Source organism: Paenibacillus sp. 2003, from assembly GCF_031455635.1.
GTDB lineage: Bacteria > Bacillota > Bacilli > Paenibacillales > Paenibacillaceae > Paenibacillus > Paenibacillus amylolyticus_B.
In genome coordinates this window covers 2,701,720-2,722,174 of record NZ_JAVDTB010000001.1, presented here as the reverse complement: position 1 = coordinate 2,722,174, position 20,455 = coordinate 2,701,720, and the positions used below count along the sequence as shown (strand labels likewise).

The following is a 20,455-nucleotide window of genomic DNA, read 5'->3' as shown; positions in this document are numbered from 1 at the left end:
GATGTTCCAGCATGTTTTCGCAGAAATGAACGACATGTTAGATGAAATTATCAAGAGCTATCCTTCCGCTGAAGGCCTGAACAAACAGGAATTGCTGCAAAAGTGGAATTTGCTTAAGCGGATGAGTGACGGAATGCTGGATGAATGGCTGATGTTTGAAGAAAAGATGAGCCAGGTGAGGGAGCGGGAGATGGATAAGCCTACTTCCCTTGAACCGGAACAGGAAGCTGTTACTGCTCTGCCTGAACTCCATCTGGAATGTTTCAGTCGAGGTCAGGGCTATTTCAAATTACAGATGTATCCGCAGGCGATCATGCAGTTCTCCCGGGTTGTGACCGACCATCCGGAGAGTGCATTGACACGTTTTTACCTGGCGCTCGCGTATCTGAATCTGGAACAAATGGCGGAAGCCGGGACACATTTGCAGCAGATCATGTACCTTAAGGGTTCTCCTCGATTAAAAGGGCTTGTATGTAACGCCCTGGGCTGTATTCAAGCCAAGCTTGCGAATCCCGAAGCTGCATGTTCACTCTTTGCACAGGCCCTTCAGTATGACCCGACATTGACCGAACCACTGTACAACATGGAAGCTTGCAGGTTGAACAGGGGAAAATTGCAATATGCTAATCAGCTGACGACCCTTCATTAAGCGGGAATTCGGCGACAAAAAACGGTGTTCCCTCCTTTGGCATAGCGGCGGGGACACCGCTTTTTTGTCAGTTAATTTTCAAATCCCCTTTTTTTTGCTATGCTGTAACATAGACTGGAATGGAAGGGACCGTACATTGCAATGAAATTTGCCGTATTGGATTTCGAAACAACCGGCACGCAGTCCGACGGTGAGATTATACAGGCCGGACTTGCCATCATAGATCATGACTACAGCATAACTCAAATATATAGTTCTTATGTGAACCCTGGTGTACCGATTCCCCCGTTTATTTCGGGGTTGACGGGTATCACCGATGAAGATGTGGCGGACGCTCCTTTACTCGAAGAGATGATGATGGAGATGGTTCCGCTGCTTAATGATGTGGTGCTTGTTGGACACAACGTCGCTTTTGATTTTCACTTTTTGCAGAATGCTCTTGACCGTTGCGGTTATTTGCCGTTCACTGGCCGCATTCTGGACACGATTGATTTTCTGAAGATTACATTCCCATCACTGGGTTCTTATCAACTTGGTTATGTGTCTTCCGAATTTGGATTTCAACATGATCGCCCTCATCAGGCAGACAGTGACGCACTGGCGACAGCCTATGTGCTGCTTAAGTGTCTGGATGAGTTAAAGGAATTACCGCTCATAACGATTCAGCGCCTCAGTGACCTGTTTGCACCAGAAGACAGTGACTTGGGCTGGTTTTTGGACGGAATGCGCAGTGAGAAGGAAGCAGAGCCGATTCAGGATCTGGACGGACATACCTATTATCGTCAGCTTGCTCTTAATGTAAGTGATTGGACTGATATAGGTGCACCACGCGATGAGCGGGAGGCTAACCCCCTCGATGGTGTAAGCTTCGAACAGTTTATGGACCAGGTTCGGGAGAACCTGAAGGATACGCTGGATCATTACGAAGAGCGTGAAGCGCAGACTCAGATGTTCAGCAGTGTAAGGCAAGCCCTGGATGAAGAGAAACATCTCTTGATCGAAGCAGGAACAGGCACTGGTAAATCTCTGGGTTATCTCTTGCCTGCTATTTACGAAAGTGTGAAGCAAGAACAGAAAGTTATGGTCAGCACGCATACAATCAACCTGCAGGAGCAATTGAGAGAGCGGGACATTCCGATGCTGACTCAAGTGGTTCCGTTCCCGTTTAAGGCTGCTGTATTCAAAGGACGTGGACATTACCTGTGCCTGCGCAAATTTGAACACAAAATCAATAAACGTGAATTCGCCACACCCAAAGAGGATTATTTCACAGCTGCTCAGATGATTGTCTGGCTTACGCAGACCGAAACCGGAGATGATGAGGAACTTAACCTTAGCGGACGCGGAGGGGACTTCTGGGAGACGGTACAGAGCGAATCTGAGTCTTGTCTGGGAAGATCATGTCCATGGTTCCGCAAATGTTTCTACCATCGTGCCAAACATGAGGCCGGGTTGTCAGATATCGTAATCACCAATCACTCCAAATTATTTACGGATGTGAAAGCCGCGCATCAGCTGCTGCCAGCCTATGAGAGTCTTGTGATCGATGAGGCACATCATCTGGAGGATGTAGCTGGTAAACATCTTGGAATGCATATGAAATATTTCACCTTGGTTCACACACTGACCCGCCTGTTTAAAGACAGTCGTAATGGGCAGCTGCCTATGCTTCGTTCGCAGTTATCCGGGCATGAAAATTCGGTGCAATGGGGCTCCATGGTGGATCAGATGTTCCCGCTGGCTGTTGAGGTCAAGGAACTGTGGGATCGTATGAGTGACGCCTTGTTCGGTCTGTTGCCTGAACGAAGTGATGCTTCACCGGGAGAGACGGGGCAATTTTCCCTGCGCCTGAAAGCTTCTCAGAAACCTGCAAAATGGCAGGAGTTGCAGGATCTGGAGAACCAGATCTATGTGACTCTGGGCGATTTGGTTCGCAAAGGGGACAAATTGCTGCTTGAAGTGAAAGAGGATCAGGATGATTATCAATCGGATAGTCTGATCACGGATATTACAGGACTGCTGAAAGATCTGACCACATTGAAGGAGAATCTACGTTTCTTCATGCGTATGGATGATGCCAAAACGGTGTACTGGATGGAAGCCAGCGGTCAATTCCGCAGCAAATCTCTTCAGCTGTATGCTGTACCTGTAGATGTCAGTGCACAACTTAAGGATTTATTTTTTGATAAAAAGAAAAGTGTTGTGCTTACATCGGCTACGCTTTCGGTAGATAAGTCATTCCAGTTCATGATTGAACAGCTTGGCTTGCAGGAAGCTTCCGAGAATAATCGGTTGTTAACGTCGATGCTGCCATCACCTTTCAACTATCGCGATCAGGCACTTCTGGTGATTCCGCGTGATTTCCCGAGTGTGAAGGGCAGTGTGGGTGATGCGCACTTTGTCAATATGCTGGTGCAATCACTTGCAGAGACGGCAATTGCCACGCGTGGACGCATGATGGTTCTGTTTACTTCATACAAGATGTTGCGACAGGTCTATGATCCGCTGAAGGAGGCGCTATCTGGTAACGACATCTCGTTGCTTGGGCAAGGCGTTGACAGTGGAAGTCGTTCCAAATTGACTCGCAGGTTCCAAGATGCCAAAGCTACGGTACTTCTGGGTACAAGCAGCTTCTGGGAGGGTGTAGATATCCCGGGAGAGGCGCTAACCTGTCTCGCTATTGTGCGACTGCCTTTCCAGCCACCGAATCATCCGTTGGTGGAAGCCAAGAGTGAGTTGCTTCAGGAACAGAAGAAAAATCCGTTCATGAAACTGTCCGTGCCGCAAGCGGTCATTCGTTTCAAGCAGGGATTTGGCCGGTTGGTGCGTACAGCGAAGGACAGAGGAATTGTCATTGTTTATGATACACGGGTGATTGAAGCGTACTATGGTAAATTCTTTTTATATTCTTTACCTGGTCCCAAAATGGAGCATATGCTCACGGAGCAAATGGTTCCACGAATTACCGAGTGGTTGGAAAAACCTGTTAATGAACAAGAATAATGGTTGTTTTGTTCGTTATATCATTGCATGACACTATCGTTTGGCGTTAAACTTTATTAGATATTTCCGTATCCGATTAAAGCAGTTGCACGTAAGAACTTATAACCTAAATTACAAGGAGCATTCTGTATACAACGTCTATCTTTGAATTTATACAGAATGCTCATCTTTTCATCTATTATTTTATCGTGGCCTTGGTAAGGGGGAGCAAGAATGAAATCGGATAAAATTTCGGAAGCGGTGGTACGACGTCTGCCTGTATACTTGCGTTATTTGAACGAGTTGCATCAGCGTGAGGTGGCTACTGTTTCTTCTCAAGAGCTTGGACAGAGGCTGGATCTGAATCCGGCCCAAATTCGTAAAGACCTGGCTTACTTCGGTGATTTTGGTCGTAAAGGGATCGGGTATGATGTATCCTATTTGATCGAGAAAATTCGTCACATTCTCAAAATCGATCAGCAAATTAATGTAGCTCTGGTAGGAGCGGGTAATCTCGGTCAAGCCTTGTCTAACTACAATGCATATCTGAAAGACAACATGAAGATTGTTGCTGTATTTGATGCATATGGACCGAAGATTGGTAGTCAAATTAACAGTTTGACGGTAAAACCAATGAATGAATTGACGGAAGCGGTTAAAACAGAAAACATCCGCATCGGAATTATCACGGTTCCGGATACGGAAGCCCAAAATGTAGCCGATCAGCTTATTGAATCCGGAATCGAAGCGATTCTTAATTTTGCACCAACCATTCTAAAAACACCGCCGCATATCCGCATTCACCATGCTGACTTTACAACGGATCTGCTTAGTTTGGCCTATTACTTGGAGACTGGAAAGGACGACGAGGAAGATGACAACAAATAGATGGGTAATTCACAACGGCAAATTTGCCGTTAATGAAGGCGGCACAACATGGAACGTGGTTCAAGGATACATGGTTGTTGAGGATGACAAGATTGTGCATATTGGTGAGACATTGCCGGATGGAGACAAAAATTGTACCAAAGTGGATGGAAAAGGACTGTTCTTCCTGCCGGGTCTGATCAATACGCATGGTCATGCAGCAATGTCGTTGCTCAGAGGGCACGGAGACGATCTTGCGTTGCAAGTATGGTTGCAGGAAAAAATGTGGCCGATGGAAGCGAAAATGACTTCACAAGACGTATATTGGGGAACTTCGCTATCGGTGCTTGAAATGTTGAAAGGCGGAACTACAGCTTTCCTGGACATGTACGATCACATGGATCAAGTTGCCAAAGTTGTGGAGCAATCAGGCGTTAGAGCAGCACTGGCACGTGGTGTAATCGGGCTGTGCTCGGAAGAAGAGCAACTGCGGAAGCTGGACGAGTCGGCAGCGTTTGCACGTGAGTGGAATGGACAGGCAGATGGTCGCATTACAACCGTAATCTCGCCACACGCCCCATATACATGCCCTCCTGACTACATAGAGAAGCTTGTACAGGTCGCGAACGACCTGAACCTTCCTCTCCATACACATATGTCTGAAACGCTTCGTGAAGTGGAGCAGAACGTGGCTGATTATGGACTGCGTCCTGTGGCACATCTGGAGAAACTGGGCTTTTTCTCTCGTCCATCCCTGGTTGCACATGCGGTGCATCTGAATGACGAAGAGATTGAAATTTTGGCCCGTCATGATGTGGCTGTATCCCATAACCCGGGAAGTAACCTGAAACTCGCTTCCGGTGTTGCGCGGGTACCTGCGTTACTGAAAGCAGGAGTTACCGTGTCACTCGGAACAGACGGACCGGCAAGCAACAACAACCTGGATATGTTCGAGGAAATGAGAATGGCTGCATTGATCCACAAAGGTGTATCTGGTGACCCGACGGCTGTGCCAGCAGGCGAAGCGTTACTCCTCGGAACGTCATACGGTGCCAAATCCATTTTCTTGAACAATACCGGAGCACTTGAGGTCGGCATGAAGGCTGATTTTATCGCTCTTGACATTGAACAGGCACATTTCTATCCACATACAGACCTGATCTCACATACGATCTACTCGGCTTCTGCCAAAGATGTTGAGCACGTATGGGTGGATGGAAAACAAGTGGTCAAACACGGCGAATGTCTGACGCTGGATGAAGAACGCATTTTGCGTGAGTCTCAATTGGCATTTGATGGTCTGCTTGCTCGTTAATTGCAGGACAGAGCATCATAGGGAAAGGAAGTTCGGCTTTTGAAGAAAAAAAAGAAGTGGATATGGATTTCGCTGCTTGCACTGGTTCTGATTCTGTTTGGACTTCAGCGTTATTACGTCTATGTCACGCAGGACCAGCGCAAGGAAGAAGCTCTCGCTATACAGGCAGCACAGAAGCAACTGGGCATTACATCCTATGATGAATTGCGCAAGTACATCTGGGGAGACAAAGAAGGCTCTGACAACATCTACTGGACCCTGATCGGCAAAAATAAGGATAACCAGGATGTTATGGTCTGGGTTAAATTCGATGCAAACAATCAACCGGCTAAGGGTGCAAACGCTGTACACAGTGAGCTGCTGCAGAATGGCATGTCCGAATCGCAGATCCGCAATCGCTTCAGTTCTGAAGTTCCTGCCGGCGAGATTAAACGAATCATGCCCGGAGTTGTGAATGGAATATATGTGTGGCAAGTGTATTATAAAGACGGTACGCATAACCACTATCGCTTTTATCGTTTTAGCAATGGAGAACAGGTGGACCTGGTCTACACACTCCCGAACAGCTAGAACAAATAGAGTGACATAACTAGAGAATTAAAGAAATGAAAGAACCGGCAGACGGATATCCGACTGAACCGGTTCTTTGTGTTGTCTGTAAACATTTTTGATTTAAATAGTTAAAATTAATAATTTATTCATATTTTCGCCTTCGAAAATGTATATACGATGTGATATACTCAGATATGTACTCAAAGTTACATTCAAAACAAATAATCCTGTCGAAATTCTCGCAGGAGTCAATGTGCACATATTCGTATATACCAATAAGCCAGTAGGTTAGGCCAAAATCTGGGAGGGGTAATTCACTTGAAGCTAAAAGTATTGCCTATTGCTTTAACTGCCGTCATTTCAGCCGTTGTGTTGTTTGGAGGTTGGTTTGTATATCGTCAGGTGGCCGTGCAGAATCCGATTGAAAAGATGGTTACCCAGTACGATGGAGTCAATGACGTTCAATTAACTATTAACCGCAATGACGTACAATTGAAACTGGATCTGCAACCGGATGTTGATTTGGGCAGACTGGTACAATATATTCACAAAGAAGGACAGACGGTGATTGGTTCACGCTCGTTAAAGCTGGATGTTGTGGATCATTCCAACGAGGCGCTTGAGAACTGGTGGGGTGATGCCATGTTTACCGTAGCCCAGGCGATGGAGAACAAGCAGTACACCGAGATTACACCAACGTTGTCGAAGATGGCGACGAACGGGATTAAAGTGAATACAGCTATGGATGACAACAATGTATATGTCAGTCTCAGTGACGGAGATGCCAGCAAGTTTATTATTCTGCCGCGTGTGCCCGGTCAGATAGGAGTGTGGCCTAATGCCTAAATGGACAAAAGAAGTTGCCATCGGATTTTTTCCTGTGTTGATTATTTTCCTTGCGTTTACTGGTGTTAATATTGTTCCGATTCTTATTGCGGCGGCGGTTGTCGGTGGTCTGCTGTTCATGATGCAAATGCGCGGCGGGATTACAGTAGGCGCTGCACAGGAACGTAAACGGAAGAAGAAAGGACCTTCGAAGCTTACTTTTGAAGAAATTGGAGGTCAGGACAGTGCCAAGCAGGAATTGCGTGAAGCACTTGACTTTCTCATCAAACATGAAGAAATTCGGAAGTTTGGAATTCGTCCGTTAAAAGGGATCTTGCTGACAGGCCCTCCAGGGACAGGGAAAACGTTGATGGCCAAGGCTGCTGCCCATTACACAGATTCTGTATTTGTAGCAGCATCGGGTAGTGAGTTCGTGGAAATGTATGTTGGTGTGGGTGCCAGCAGAATTCGGGATTTGTTCAAGGATGCGAGAACCCGTGCTACCAAGGAAAATAAGGAAAATGCCATTATATTTATCGATGAGATTGATGTCATCGGGGGTAAACGTGAAGGTGGTCAACAGCGCGAGTATGATCAGACTCTGAATCAGCTCTTGACGGAGATGGATGGAATTTATTCTTCTGAGACACCTCGAATTCTGGTTATAGCTGCAACGAACCGCAAAGAAATGTTGGATAGTGCCCTGACACGTCCGGGACGTTTTGACCGTCACATTCAAGTGGACTTGCCCGACAAAAAGGGCAGAAAGCACATTCTTGAACTGCATGCTGTGAACAAACCTCTGATGGAGGAAGTTAATCTGGAGAAGACAGCCGAGGAATCATATGGGTTTTCCGGTGCGCAGCTTGAAAGTGTTATGAACGAAGCAGCAATATACGCCATGCGGGACGGGCTGTTACACATTGAACAACGGCACTTGTCCCTGGCCATTGATAAAGTCATGATGGGTGAGAAGACAGACCGTGAGTCCAGTGTGGAAGAGAAGAAAAGGGTCGCCATTCATGAATTGGGACATGCCATTATGGCTGAACTCGTTCGTCCAGGCAGTGTTAGTCAGGTGGCACTTAGTCCGCGTGGTCAGGCGCTGGGATATGTACGTCACAACCCGCAACAGGAACAGTTCCTCTATACGAAGCGTTTCCTGGAAGAGCAGATCATGATTGCACTCGGAGGAGCCGCTGCGGAGGAAATGTACTACGGTGGACGTTCCACTGGGTCACGCAATGACTTTGATCAGGCAACCAATGTTGTACAGACGATGATGGCTTCGGGATTGACTTCACTTGGGATTGTGAACATGGATATGGTCACAACCGAGGAACTGATGCGAGAGAATAAATTGATTCTGCAAGAACTGATGGAACAGACAAAGCGGTTACTTGAAGAACAACGGACAATTTTCGACAATTCACTCGACATCTTGATTCGTGAGGAAGTTTTGTCTGGCGAGCAATTTCGTTGTCAATTTCGTGACAGTGCCCTTCTACCAGCATAATTTATTTATGCTGGTTATTTTTTTTTACATTTCACTCGTGCTAAGATATTATTATATGTTGGGTCGAAATTTGTAATTTTCGGCGAACAGGGTACAATAGAGAAATAGAGAACCGAAAGGATGGAGTAGAACCATGTTTTTCAAAAAAATAGGAGTTGTCGGCGGCGGTACGATGGGGCAAGGTATTTCCCAGATGCTCGCAGCCAAAGGACTTGATGTGCTTCTCGTGGAGCATACAACACAAAAGCTGGATCATGCATATGACATGATCGAAACCAATCTGGATAAACAACTGGAGAAATGGGCGATTACAAAAGCGGAGAAGAAATTGATTCTTTCCCGTATTACCAAGGTAGCTCATTTAGCTGAACTTGGAACTTGCGACATGGTCATTGAGACGATTTCTGAGGATCTGGATGCGAAAAAAGCAGTATTCAGCCAACTGGACCAAGTTTGCCCAAGCAATGTCATTCTGGCAAGTAATACATCCACGCTGAGTTTGACCGAGCTTGCAAGCTCGACCAAATACCCAGAGCGTGTTATTGGTATGCACTTTATTCACCCGGTATCCCGGGTTGATCTTGTAGAGATTATTCGTGGACTGAAAACTTCGGATACAACATTCGAAGAAACCAGACGTTTTGTTGAAGAAGTAGCAGACAAAAAAGGAGTCATGATCTATGAATCACCTGGATTCGTAACTTCCCGCTTGATCTGCCTGCTGATTAACGAAGCGTTGCATGTATTGCAAGAAGGTGTTGCATCTGCTGAAGATATCGATGATGCAATGCGTATCGGATACAACTTCCAGCATGGACCACTCGAAATGGCTGACCGTTTTGGATTGGATTCTGTTGAAGCTGCACTCGAAAGAATGTTCCGTGAATTCGGAGAGTTGAAATATCGTCCTTCTACAGTCCTGAAGAAAATGGTGCGTGCAGGACACCTGGGTGCCAAAACAGGCGAAGGATTCTTCAAGTACGACAAGGATGGTGACCGACTGTGAAAGTACTCGTAATTAATGCGGGGAGTTCCTCGCTCAAATATCAACTGTATAATATGACTGACGAATCTGTACTGGCTAAAGGTTTGGTGGAACGGATCGGAATGGATTCCTCCATTCTGACACACAAACCGACAGGCCGCGAGGATGTTACAGAAGTTAGCGAGATTCTGGAGCATACAACAGCGATCCGTAAAGTCATTGATATTTTGACTCATAAAGAAAATGGTGTACTGGATTCTGTAAGTGAAATTCAAGCTGTTGGACACCGTGTTGTTCACGGTGGTGAAGCATTTAAAGAATCTGCATTGGTAGATGATGCTGCCAAAGCTGAAATACGTCGTTTGTTCGACTTGGCTCCACTTCATAACCCTGCTGCAATGATGGGTATTCGTGCAGCTGAATTAAATATGCCAGGTGTGCCTCAGGTAATGGTTTTCGATACAGCGTTCCATCAGACGATGCCGGAAAAAGCATATCTGTATGCTATTCCGCGTGTACTTTACAAAAAATATAAAGTGCGTCGCTACGGCGCACATGGTACTTCCCATGATTTCGTAAGCAAGGCAGCTGCTGAATATCTGGATCGTCCAGTGGAAGATCTGAAAATCATCACTTGTCACATCGGTAACGGTGGTAGTGTAACAGCAGTTAAAGGTGGCGTATCCGTTGATACATCGATGGGTATGACTCCACTAGAGGGACTGATGATGGGAACGCGTTCGGGTGACCTTGACCCAGCCATCGTACCTTATGTAATGAACAAGGAAGAACTGAGCGTAAGCGAAGTGAACTCCATGTTGAACAAACACAGTGGATTGCTTGCGATCTCGGGAATCAGCAGTGACATGCGTGAGATTACGGAAGGTATGGAGAATGGCGATGCCAACTCCACGCTTGCTTTTGAAATGTACGAATACCGTCTGCGTAAATACATCGGATCATATGCAGCTGCAATGAACGGTGTAGACGTGATCGTCTTTACGGCTGGTGTAGGTGAGAACTCTGTTGTACTTCGCCAAAAAGTATGTGAGCAGCTCACTTATCTGGGTGTTGAACTGGATGAAGCGTTGAATGCCATTCGTTCTGGCGAACCACGCCGGATCACAACAGCGAATTCCAAAGTGGAAGTTCTCGTTGTGCCAACAAACGAAGAATTGGTCATTGCTCGCGATACGCATCGAATCGTATTGAATTCTCAGTAATCTAACTGTAAAGTAAATATAGAATGGCAAGGAAGTGCAGAGGACAGGCAACAGCCTGTCCGCTGCATTTTCAAATTTCAGGAATCAAGGGGAGATATGGCATGGATACGAATTGTGTAATTCGTAATGTGAACGAGCATGTGGGCGAGACCGTAACGATCGGTGCCTGGATTAACAACAAACGTTCCAGCGGCAAAATTCAGTTTTTGCAGTTGCGTGATGGAACCGGATATATTCAAGGGGTTGTTGTAAAAAGTGAAGTTAGCGAAGAGATCTGGAACAATGCCAAGAGCTTGACACAAGAAAGTTCTTTGTATGTTACAGGGATTATTCGTGAAGAACCTCGCAGTGCGTCCGGTTACGAGATGACTGTTACTGGGGTCGAAATCATTCATCTGACTGAAAACTATCCAATCACGCCTAAAGAGCATGGTGTTGATTTCTTGATGGACCATCGTCATCTGTGGCTCCGTTCTACGAAGCAACGTGCGGTTATGGTGATTCGTGCAGAGATTATTCGCGCTGTTCAGCAGTTCTTTGATGGTAACGGATTCACACAAGTTGATCCTCCGATTTTGACACCATCGTCTGCAGAAGGAACAACGAACCTGTTCCACATCAAATACTTTGATGAAGATGCTTATCTGACACAAAGTGGTCAATTGTATATGGAAGCCGCAGCCATGGCGCTGGGTAAGGTATATTCATTTGGTCCAACATTCCGCGCAGAGAAGTCCAAAACACGTCGCCACTTGATTGAGTTCTGGATGATTGAGCCGGAAATGGCATTTGTAGATCACGAGGAAAGTCTGCGCGTACAAGAGAAATTTATCGCTCATGTCGTTCAATCCGTGGTTAAAAACTGCCGTGCAGAACTGGAATCTATCGGTCGTGACGTATCCAAACTCGAAGGAATCGTAGATCCATTCCCGCGTATTACGTATGATGAAGCGATTGAATTCCTGCATGGACAAGGCTTTGATATTCCTTGGGGAGAAGACTTTGGTGCACCGCATGAAACAGCGATTGCTGAGAAGTACAATACACCTGTCTTTATCACGCATTACCCTGCTGGAATCAAGGCTTTCTACATGAAACCAGATCCAAATCGTCCAGAAGTTGTTCTCTGTGCTGATATGATTGCACCAGAAGGCTACGGAGAGATTATTGGCGGTTCGCAGCGTATCGATGATCCGGAATTGATGCAACAACGTTTTGAGGAGCACAATCTCTCGGATGAAGCTTACCAATGGTATCTGGATTTGCGTAAATACGGATCGGTTCCTCACTCCGGTTTCGGTCTGGGATTGGAGCGGACGGTAGCATGGATCTGTGGATTGGATCATGTACGTGAAACAATCGCATTCCCACGTATGCTCTATCGTCTGTACCCTTAATGCTTAACCGAGGAGCGTCTATGGAAGACACCACATCCAAAGCTTGGTTGGATGGAGCAGCTTATGGCATGACTTCGGGTACAGCCCATCTGCCTTATGCCTTGTTACGTTTTTATCACATGCTTGGCCTATCAGATGCAGAAGTGCTTCTTCTGATTCAACTGCTAGGGTTCCGTCAGGCAGAGTTCAATGAGTTTCCCACGCTTGAAGAGCTTGCGGCGCGCATGGGACTTGCACCTGAAGGCATTGCCAGAATGTTGCAACGTCTGATGAGGGATGGGTATATTGCTATTGACGAGCACCGTGACGAAGAACGGGACATCCAGTACGAACGATATGATTTACATGGATTATATGCCAAGCTTGCAGCGTGCACTGCTGAAGAAGTAGCCGCATTCCGTGCGGAGCAGCAGAGTAGAAATACAGCACGTCAAGATTCGAACAGTGTTCAAAAAGAAGAGGAAGAACGGAACATGTTCTCCATCTTTGAAAAAGAATTTGGACGTCCGCTCTCTCCAATGGAGTGCGAGACGATATCCGGCTGGTTGGATCAGGACCGTTATCAAGAGGAATTGATTCTAATGGCTCTGAAGGAAGCGGTTTTTGCAGGCAAAGTACATTTCAGGTATATCGATCGAATTCTGCTTGAGTGGAGTCGCAATCGTGTCAAGACCGTTCAAGACGCGAAGGCGTACACGCAGCGGTTTCGTAATGGTGGACGTTAATTCCAGCGTAGGCAGGGAGAAGAAACAGGCCAGAAGTCATTCTGTGCCTGTTTTTTTTGGATTAAAGATTGGATGAGTTATCAGTAACATCAACCTTTCAGGCAATGATTTCACTTTGTTTTACAAAAATTTGATAGATCACGCAGGGGTTAACACACAAGCTGTCGTCTATTGTATTGGAGAGGAGGGGAGAGTTATTGATGAAGCGCGCGTAATCGAACAAATCCGTCAAGGAGATACATCCCAGATGCGTACTCTGATTGATAAGTATAGCCAGCATGTATACCATGTGGCCTATTCCGTACTCAGGAACGATCAGGAAGCACAGGATGCAGCTCAGGAGGCGTTCATACAGATGTATAAGTCTCTCCCCGACTACCGTTCTGAAGGTTTCAAAACGTGGTTAACCCGAATTGCCTTTCACAAAGCGATTGATGCCAAACGCAAGCTGGGCAGACGAACTGCTGAGGATCTGGGTGGAGAAGAAAAAATAATCAATATGCCCGGACGGGATGAAGACGTTCTTACCCGTCTCGTTCGTGAAGAACGTCAGGATAAACTTCGCGAACGAATTAATCAGTTGCCTGCTCAGCATCGTGACATTATCACTGCGTATTATCTAAGCGAAAAAAATTATGAGCAGATTGCCAGTGATGCACAGGTGGCTGTGAAGACCGTGGAATCCCGCTTGTATCGTGCACGGCAGTGGATTCGAAAACATTGGAAGGAGGATGAATGGCGTGAGTAAACAGGAGAAGTATACCGCTGCGCAGTGGACTGATTATATTGAAGGCCATATGAGTGAAACTCAAGCGAACCAAATGGAACAGCTTCTGATGGAAGATCCGGATGCGATGGACATCTATCTGGAAGCGCTTGGTATCCACGGAGAACTGCCTCCGCTACATGACCCAACAGGGTTTGCGGATTCAGTCATGCATCGGATTGAGGGCATTCAATCACCCAAGGTACAACGCAAATCCCGTGCTGGACGAAACCGGCGCTGGCTTGATCATAAAGTGTTCCATTACGCGGTAGCAGCCTGTTTGACATTGATCTTCCTCTCGTCTGGACTTTTTGACAAGGTAGCACCATATCACAAGTTCCAGGATGGCGACCACAGAGGGTCTTTTACCGAGAAATGGACGGAGGCAGCCACTTCATGGCTGGATAACTTCAAGCCTAAACCATAAATAGTTTTGCATTGCCTGAAAAGAAAGGATGACGACTGTGCACTCAGATCGTAACAAACTACTCGCATTTCTATTAAATCTGATACCAGGTCTCGGTTTCATGTATTGGGGACGGGCCGCAAGAGCCGTGATTTATCCATTGCTTTTCTTCGGAACAGCTGTTGGCTCATTCATGTTAGCAATGGTCACTAATGAACAAGATTTAATGATTATTGGAGCACTTTTTGCAGCTTTCTTCTGGGGGATCAGCATGCTGGACATGATTATTGTTCTGCTCCGTGCACCTTCTGCCCGAGATGCTCATTATAGGGGATACGGTGCGCCTTATGGAGCTCCTCCACACCAAGGAGCAGCCTACCAGGGAGCATACATGGGTCAGCAAGGGCCTATGGAGCAGATGAATGAAGATGAGCTACATCAACATCCAGGTAATGAATATGGTCACCATGAGGGTGGATATGGTCAGCCCATGTATCGAAAAGGCAGTGAGGGTGAACGATTCTTTACCATTTTGCTTTCATTTGTTCCTGGATTGGGACATCTTCATCTGGGATTGTTGCATCGCGGGTTGTCCTTCCTGATGGCGTTTTTTGGTTCCTTTGCCATGATGGTTTTTGTAGCTTCTATCACCAATGAATCGGTGTTTCTAATGTTCCTGCTCATTCTGCCTGTAATATGGGTATACTGCATGTTTGATGCCGTGCAGCATGTCCACCGTAAGCAGGCTGGAGAGGTACTGCAGGATCGGACGTTATTCGAGGAATTGGAGATGGGCAGAGTAGCCGGACGACGCAGTAAAGTGCTTGCAACCCTTTTATCTGCTTTTCCAGGTGCGGGTCATCTATATCTGGGTTTGCAAAAAAGAGGCATGCAACTGATGTTCCTGTTCCTGGGCAGCATCTATGTTCTGGACCTGCTTCACTTATCAGTGTTCCTGTTCATGATACCGTTGATCTGGTTCTACAGCTTCTTTGACGGGCTACAGTGCTCCAGTCGCTATGGACGCGAGCCATTGATCGATCAGCCGATCTTTAAGGATTGGGCCCGCCATCAGCGCTTGATTGGATTCGGGATTGCCGCGCTGGGTCTATATTACCTGACGATCCGTCTTGTCATTCCACAGCTGAATGAACTCTTCCCTAATGCATTTATGACGTATGAGATCCGTTCCTATTTGAACACCGTCATCGTATCCTTGCTGCTCATTTTTGGCGGTTTGAAACTGCTGTTTGGCAAGCAACGGGGGACGGGGATCCATAGTGCTGCTCATCGAAATGATGAGGGAGCAGACAGTCTGTTTTTATTCAAGGATCGGGATGATCGACTGTAATTTACGATCCAAGTTGAATTAAAGATTATTTACACTGACACTACGATGACAGAGCAACCTTCCAATCGCTGTTATCCCACAACATAAAAACACGCCAAGGGCTATGTATACCAGCCTCTGGCGTGTTTTTGGTTTTGCAGCTTTGATTTTGAATAAAAGATTGCTATTTCGTAGCGCCCTTCAGCAGAAGTTGACGGTACATCACTTCGAACAGGAACTCGAACGCTTCCAGATGACGTTTCGCTTCAAAAGCATCTTTACCCCAGGCATAAATACCGTGGTTCCGAAGCAAGATCCCTGGTACGTTGGTATCAAGTACACCTGGCACCAATTCAGCGATAGATGGAATATCTGCAAAGTTAGGCAGGACGGGTACACGAATCTCCGCATTTTCTTCCCAAATGTTGAAAGCTTTGATCAATTCGATTCCTTGAATCGGTACGTGTCCATCTGCTCCAAAGAATTCACTGATCAGGTTGTTAAACACGGTATGCACGTGGAATACAGCGCCACAACCCGTCAAACGATAGATTTCGCAGTGAATCAACGTTTCGGCACTTGGTTTCAACGTTGTTGTCTCAATCGCTTTGCCGTGTTTGTCCACAAAAAGAAAGTCTTCCGGTGTGCGAAGGGATTTGTCTTTGCCTGAGGCGGTAACCGCAAAATAAAATTGCTCCGGGTCAAAGTCTCCTACACGCATCGACAGATTGCCGCTTGTTCCAGGGAACCAGTTACGACTGGCGAACAACGCTTTAATATCAGCCAGTTCTTCAAGGACCTGACGTTTGTGTTCCAATGTAATCTTTTCAAAGCCCATCGTTTACAGCACTCCTTGTGTTTGCTTCTGTTTCATATCTTTGATGATATCGTAAAAGGTAGCGAATGGCACATGGTCTACACCCAGCTCAATACATTTGTCCGTTAAAATGGAGCGAGAGTAGACGAGATCGGCAATCTTTGCACCCTCAAAATCTGTCAGACTGTCTCCAATAAGAATTCGATTATATTGATCTTCCGGGAAGGTACGAATCACGGTTGTTTTACACATACCGCAGCCGTTCTCACAAGGAGGCTGGCAGGGATGCGGCCATTCAATCTTAATGGTTTCACCCGAGAAGTCAGCTCCGTTGCAATAGACATGATCCTGCGGGATATGGAATGGTGCGAGTAACGGCTCAATGAAAAAGTCCATGCCACCGCTGGTCACATTGAATTCGATCCCTTCGCTGCGAACGTAGTCAAGAAACTCGCTGAAACCTTCACGGATCCCCGCTTGTCCAAGCACAAACTCCACAATTTCATCTTTCTGTGATGCAGGCAGAAGAGCAAACATGGCTCCAACACCTTCACGCAGCGAGATTTTTTGCTCGATCGTATCTTTCATGATCGCTTCAATGCCCTTAGGCTTGAAATGTTTCATGATCGCTACGATGTTGTCCGAGAGGGTAATCGTACCGTCAAAGTCACAGAAAATGACTGTTTTTTTATCACTTCTCATCGTTCGCCACCCCACAGGTCCAATGCGCTTTTTAGCTCCGGATGCTCGGTTGCATATTGCGCGAGTGGAATGGAACGCTGAGCTGCCTCAATCGCTTGCAGGAATGCACGTCCGCCTGCCTCAGTGCCCATAGGATGTCCATGAATACCGCCACCAGCATTAACGATGACATCTGTACCAAAGTCGCGCAAAATGAGCGGTACAAGGCCTGGATGGATGCCGGCTGAAGGCACTGGCATGCTGGTTCGTACTGGCAGATCAGCTGTCAGTAATTGCTCCGTGATCGCCATATTTTCTTCCTTCGGCATCGTTACTGATCCATAAGGAGAAGGGAAGAGCACCAGATCGGCACCTGCAAGACGCATCAACTGACCAAGTACAACCGAAGCCGACATGCCGTAATGTGGTGAAGGATACAGTGCTCCTGCAAGAGCAGGATGAGCCATAATTGGTACATTGATGTCAGGATCACTGCTGAGTTCATGCAGCACATCATATCCGTAAGACAATACGTTGAATAGCAGGGCATTGGCTCCTGCACCTATGGCGCGTTCAGCTTGTTGCTTCAGACGAGATGTAGGCCCAGTGAGATTAGTTGCATATAGAAGTTTCTTGCCGGTCTCCTGGCGTGCCTGTTCGGCAGCTTTCATGCAGACCTCGACTCTTTTTTCGATAGGTGTCAATTTATTCTCGAACAGAATTTCATCGTCTTTGATCAGATCAACGCCCCCAAGGGCCTGACGAATAAATTGTTCACGCAGTTCATCTGCATTCAGCCCAATAACCGATTTGAAGATACTCATTAACAGTGGACGATCATGCACACCAAGCAAATCACGAACACCATTCAATCCAAACTTGGGTCCCGGGAATGCACTGAGGAAGCCATCCGAGAAACCAAGCTTAGTCAATTTGATCCGGCCATCCATTGAGATTTTACCAAAGACCGTCACGAGCAGGGCAGGAATGTCACGACTGAAGTTCACATCAGGATATCCAATAGTAATATCCGCGTAACGCTCACCCGCAGCCATTCCATCAGCTTCATGGACTTCTACGCTTATTACTTCACCGAGATGCTTCTGCATCGCTTCACGCTGGGCTTGTGGCAACTCCGTCCAGCTACCCACGGTCATGCCAATCGCGATGGACTGAGCCTTCTTGCGAAAGTCTGCATGATCATCATGCAGACGATATGTGGCTGTGCACATGTTATTCATTTTAAATCCCCTTCCAAAGCAGCTCCCATCTCCCGTGAGCGCTCTGCACAGCGGTTGACGGCTGCGATTACATTTTCAAAGAAATCTCCTTCGTCCAGCGTTTTCAGTGCTGCTTGCGTTGCCCCTCCTGGGGATGTCACATCACTACGAAGCTTCATCGGTTCCAAACCGGTTTGTTGTACCATACGTGACGCGCCAAGCACCGTCTGAACAGTGAGATCACGAGATTGCTGGCTGGATAAGCCACCACGAATACCTGCGGCAATCATGGCCTCCATTAAATAGTATACATAAGCAGGGCCGCTTCCGGAAATCCCTGTGAGCACTTCGAGTTTATCTTCAGGCACGATGGTCACGATACCAACCGCTTCAAACATGGTCATTACCGTACTGCGCTGTTCATCCGTAATCTCCGCAGAGAAGGCAAGCCCTGTTGCACCGAGTCCAATGGTACTGGATGTGTTCGGCATGGTTCTCGCGATCGGTTGTTTACGACCAAGCAAGGACTGCATCGTGCGGATTGATAATCCGGCAATGACAGATACGATCAGTTGATCCGGTGATAACAGCGGACCCAGTTCGCGCAGCGCTGCGGCAGCATCTTTGGGTTTCATACAGAGTACAATGACCGGAGTGGAGGCAAGATGAACCAGAGATTGTGAAGCCGTTCCGGTATGTACTGCATAACGGGTGCTGAGCTCCTCCTGACGTTTCTGGTTGCTGCGGTTCAGCATCGTAATATCCTGAGGACGAACGACTAAGCGGGAGATCAGTCCGCGCACGATGGCTTCAGCCATCGCGCCTGCTCCGTGGAAAGTAATCTTCTGTTGTAGTAACGTCTGTTGCTCTTGACTCATATTTATCGTTCCTCCTATATAACTGGTGCTGGTGCTGGGATGTTATTGACGAATCTGTCCATTGCCTGTAATCCGATATTTGGTTGACGTCAGTGCTGGTAGTCCCATTGGTCCTCGTGCATGCAGTTTCTGGGTACTGATTCCGATTTCGGCTCCATAGCCAAATTCAAATCCGTCGGTGAAACGCGTGGACGCATTGTGATAGACGGCTGCTGCATCCACATCATGCATAAAGCGCTCTGCATGGTCTGTATCACGGGTTACGATACACTCGGAATGTTTGGTTCCGTAATGTGCGATGTGCTGCATCGCTTCGTCCAGGTTCTCGACCACCCGGATATTTAAAATGTAGTCGTTGTACTCGGTCGCATAGTCTTCCTCGGTTGCCTCAAGGGCAGAAGGAACAAGTCGGCGCACGGTATCGCAACCTTTCAAGATTACATTGGCCTCACGGAATTGCTCGGCAAGAGCAGGCAGATGCTCTTCTGCATATGCGGCGTGCAGCAGCAACGTTTCCATGGAGTTACATACGGATGGCCGTTGTGCCTTGGCATTGATGGCAATTTCGGCTGCCATAACTGGATCAGCTGATTCATCCACATAGGTATGGCAGATGCCTGCCCCAGTTTCGATAACAGGTACGGTTGCATTGGCAACCACATTACGAATGAGGGAAGCCCCTCCGCGTGGAATGATAACATCCAGCAGTCCGTTTAACTTGAGCATCTCATCTACGGAAGCACGATCTGCATCTTCAACCAATTGCAAAGCATCAGCAGGCATGTCTGTCGTTGTAAGTGCCTGATGCAGCACCTCCACAATTTTACGATTGGAGGACAGGGCAGAGGAGCCACCGCGCAGAAGCACTGCATTACCTGTTTTGAGACATAATCCAGCTGCGTCTACAGTTACATTAGGACGAGCTTCGTAGATGATGCCGATCAGGCCAATCGGCACTCTTAATTTTTCAACATGCAATCCGTTAGGACGGGTGAATGTCTCCAATACTTCACCGACTGGATCAGGCAGATCTGCAATCTGACGTAATCCTTCAGCAATGCCAGCAATGCGCTCCTTATTAAGTGCGAGCCGATCCAGCATGGATTCCGGCGTGCCTTGTTCTCTGCCGCGTGCCAGATCTTCGGCGTTTGCCGTAATGATGGAATCCGTTTCCTTAATCAAAGCATCTGCCATGACACGCAGGGCCGCATTTTTCTGTTCTGTATTCAATCGGTTCAGCTGTGGAACCGTGGCTTGAGCTTTGCTGGCTTTTTCTCTCACTTCACTCATCTTAATTCCTCCTCATATATATAAAGTCGAA

At 47.0% G+C, this 20,455-nt stretch carries 19 protein-coding genes; 14 read left to right on the top strand and 5 right to left on the bottom strand.

Translation table 11 applies throughout. The features are described 5' to 3' along the window. The first annotated feature begins 1 nt into the window (after position 1). The 14 genes from J2X75_RS11680 to J2X75_RS11615 all read left to right on the top strand — a co-directional run bounded on the left by J2X75_RS11680 (position 2) and on the right by J2X75_RS11615 (position 15,559). Complete coding sequence (locus J2X75_RS11680; protein ID WP_091017999.1) at positions 2-649, top strand: tetratricopeptide repeat protein; 648 nt, start codon at positions 2-4, stop codon at positions 647-649. A 141-nt stretch (positions 650-790) separates the two neighbouring features. Then, positions 791-3,652: an ATP-dependent DNA helicase DinG gene (dinG, locus tag J2X75_RS11675; RefSeq protein ID WP_310336540.1), complete on the top strand. Its 2,862-nt coding sequence runs from the start codon at positions 791-793 to the stop codon at positions 3,650-3,652. A gap of 213 nt (positions 3,653-3,865) precedes the next feature. Continuing rightward, positions 3,866-4,519 (top strand): redox-sensing transcriptional repressor Rex, encoded by a 654-nt coding sequence (locus tag J2X75_RS11670; protein WP_036607616.1) that lies wholly within the window; start codon positions 3,866-3,868, stop codon positions 4,517-4,519. Beyond that, positions 4,506-5,813 carry an amidohydrolase gene (locus J2X75_RS11665; protein ID WP_310336538.1) on the top strand — a complete coding sequence of 436 codons (1,308 nt, stop codon included), beginning with the start codon at positions 4,506-4,508 and terminating at the stop codon, positions 5,811-5,813. Before J2X75_RS11670 ends, J2X75_RS11665 begins: the two co-directional genes overlap by 14 nt. A 39-nt stretch (positions 5,814-5,852) precedes the next feature. Beyond that, positions 5,853-6,383 carry a cell wall elongation regulator TseB-like domain-containing protein gene (locus J2X75_RS11660; RefSeq protein ID WP_310336537.1) on the top strand — a complete coding sequence of 177 codons (531 nt, stop codon included), beginning with the start codon at positions 5,853-5,855 and terminating at the stop codon, positions 6,381-6,383. Between the two features lie 300 nt (positions 6,384-6,683). Then, positions 6,684-7,211 (top strand): hypothetical protein, encoded by a 528-nt coding sequence (locus tag J2X75_RS11655; RefSeq protein WP_091017992.1) that lies wholly within the window; start codon positions 6,684-6,686, stop codon positions 7,209-7,211. Next, on the top strand, positions 7,204-8,706 hold the full coding sequence (locus J2X75_RS11650; RefSeq protein WP_124116233.1) for an AAA family ATPase: 1,503 nt from the start codon (positions 7,204-7,206) through the stop codon (positions 8,704-8,706). The genes J2X75_RS11655 and J2X75_RS11650 overlap by 8 nt, the downstream gene beginning before the upstream one ends. A 133-nt stretch (positions 8,707-8,839) precedes the next feature. Beyond that, positions 8,840-9,712: a 3-hydroxyacyl-CoA dehydrogenase family protein gene (locus J2X75_RS11645; RefSeq protein ID WP_017687750.1), complete on the top strand. Its 873-nt coding sequence runs from the start codon at positions 8,840-8,842 to the stop codon at positions 9,710-9,712. Beyond that, positions 9,709-10,914, top strand: coding sequence for an acetate/propionate family kinase (locus tag J2X75_RS11640; RefSeq protein WP_124116234.1), 1,206 nt, complete (start codon positions 9,709-9,711; stop codon positions 10,912-10,914). Before J2X75_RS11645 ends, J2X75_RS11640 begins: the two co-directional genes overlap by 4 nt. Positions 10,915-11,015: 101 nt before the next feature. After that, a complete protein-coding gene (asnS, locus tag J2X75_RS11635) occupies positions 11,016-12,311 on the top strand; it encodes an asparagine--tRNA ligase (protein ID WP_310336534.1) in 1,296 nt (431 codons plus the stop codon). Positions 12,312-12,331: 20 nt separating this feature from the next. Next, positions 12,332-13,036, top strand: coding sequence for a DnaD domain-containing protein (locus tag J2X75_RS11630; RefSeq protein ID WP_307534880.1), 705 nt, complete (start codon positions 12,332-12,334; stop codon positions 13,034-13,036). 247 nt (positions 13,037-13,283) lie between these two features. Continuing rightward, positions 13,284-13,784, top strand: coding sequence for an RNA polymerase sigma factor (locus tag J2X75_RS11625; protein ID WP_152416945.1), 501 nt, complete (start codon positions 13,284-13,286; stop codon positions 13,782-13,784). Beyond that, positions 13,777-14,229 (top strand): hypothetical protein, encoded by a 453-nt coding sequence (locus J2X75_RS11620; RefSeq protein WP_124116237.1) that lies wholly within the window; start codon positions 13,777-13,779, stop codon positions 14,227-14,229. The genes J2X75_RS11625 and J2X75_RS11620 overlap by 8 nt, the downstream gene beginning before the upstream one ends. Positions 14,230-14,257: 28 nt before the next feature. Beyond that, entirely contained in the window at positions 14,258-15,559 is a 1,302-nt protein-coding gene (locus tag J2X75_RS11615; RefSeq protein WP_406881052.1) for a multi-tm2 domain protein, read from the top strand. Between the two features lie 163 nt (positions 15,560-15,722). Here the strand turns inward: J2X75_RS11615 and J2X75_RS11610 are convergent, their stop codons facing one another. The 5 genes from J2X75_RS11610 to J2X75_RS11590 are packed head-to-tail and all read right to left on the bottom strand — an operon-like array spanning position 15,723 to position 20,424. Continuing rightward, positions 15,723-16,376, bottom strand: coding sequence for a methylthioribulose 1-phosphate dehydratase (locus J2X75_RS11610; protein ID WP_124116239.1), 654 nt, complete (start codon positions 16,374-16,376; stop codon positions 15,723-15,725). Positions 16,377-16,379: 3 nt separating this feature from the next. Beyond that, positions 16,380-17,057, bottom strand: coding sequence for a 2-hydroxy-3-keto-5-methylthiopentenyl-1-phosphate phosphatase (locus tag J2X75_RS11605; protein WP_310336530.1), 678 nt, complete (start codon positions 17,055-17,057; stop codon positions 16,380-16,382). Further along, positions 17,054-18,277 carry a 2,3-diketo-5-methylthiopentyl-1-phosphate enolase gene (locus J2X75_RS11600; RefSeq protein WP_310336529.1) on the bottom strand — a complete coding sequence of 408 codons (1,224 nt, stop codon included), beginning with the start codon at positions 18,275-18,277 and terminating at the stop codon, positions 17,054-17,056. The genes J2X75_RS11605 and J2X75_RS11600 overlap by 4 nt, the downstream gene beginning before the upstream one ends. Beyond that, a complete protein-coding gene (gene proC, locus J2X75_RS11595) occupies positions 18,274-19,134 on the bottom strand; it encodes a pyrroline-5-carboxylate reductase (RefSeq protein WP_310336527.1) in 861 nt (286 codons plus the stop codon). The genes J2X75_RS11600 and proC overlap by 4 nt, the downstream gene beginning before the upstream one ends. Positions 19,135-19,176: 42 nt before the next feature. Further along, positions 19,177-20,424 (bottom strand): glutamate-5-semialdehyde dehydrogenase, encoded by a 1,248-nt coding sequence (locus J2X75_RS11590; RefSeq protein WP_307534892.1) that lies wholly within the window; start codon positions 20,422-20,424, stop codon positions 19,177-19,179. Between the last annotated feature and the right edge of the window lie 31 nt (positions 20,425-20,455).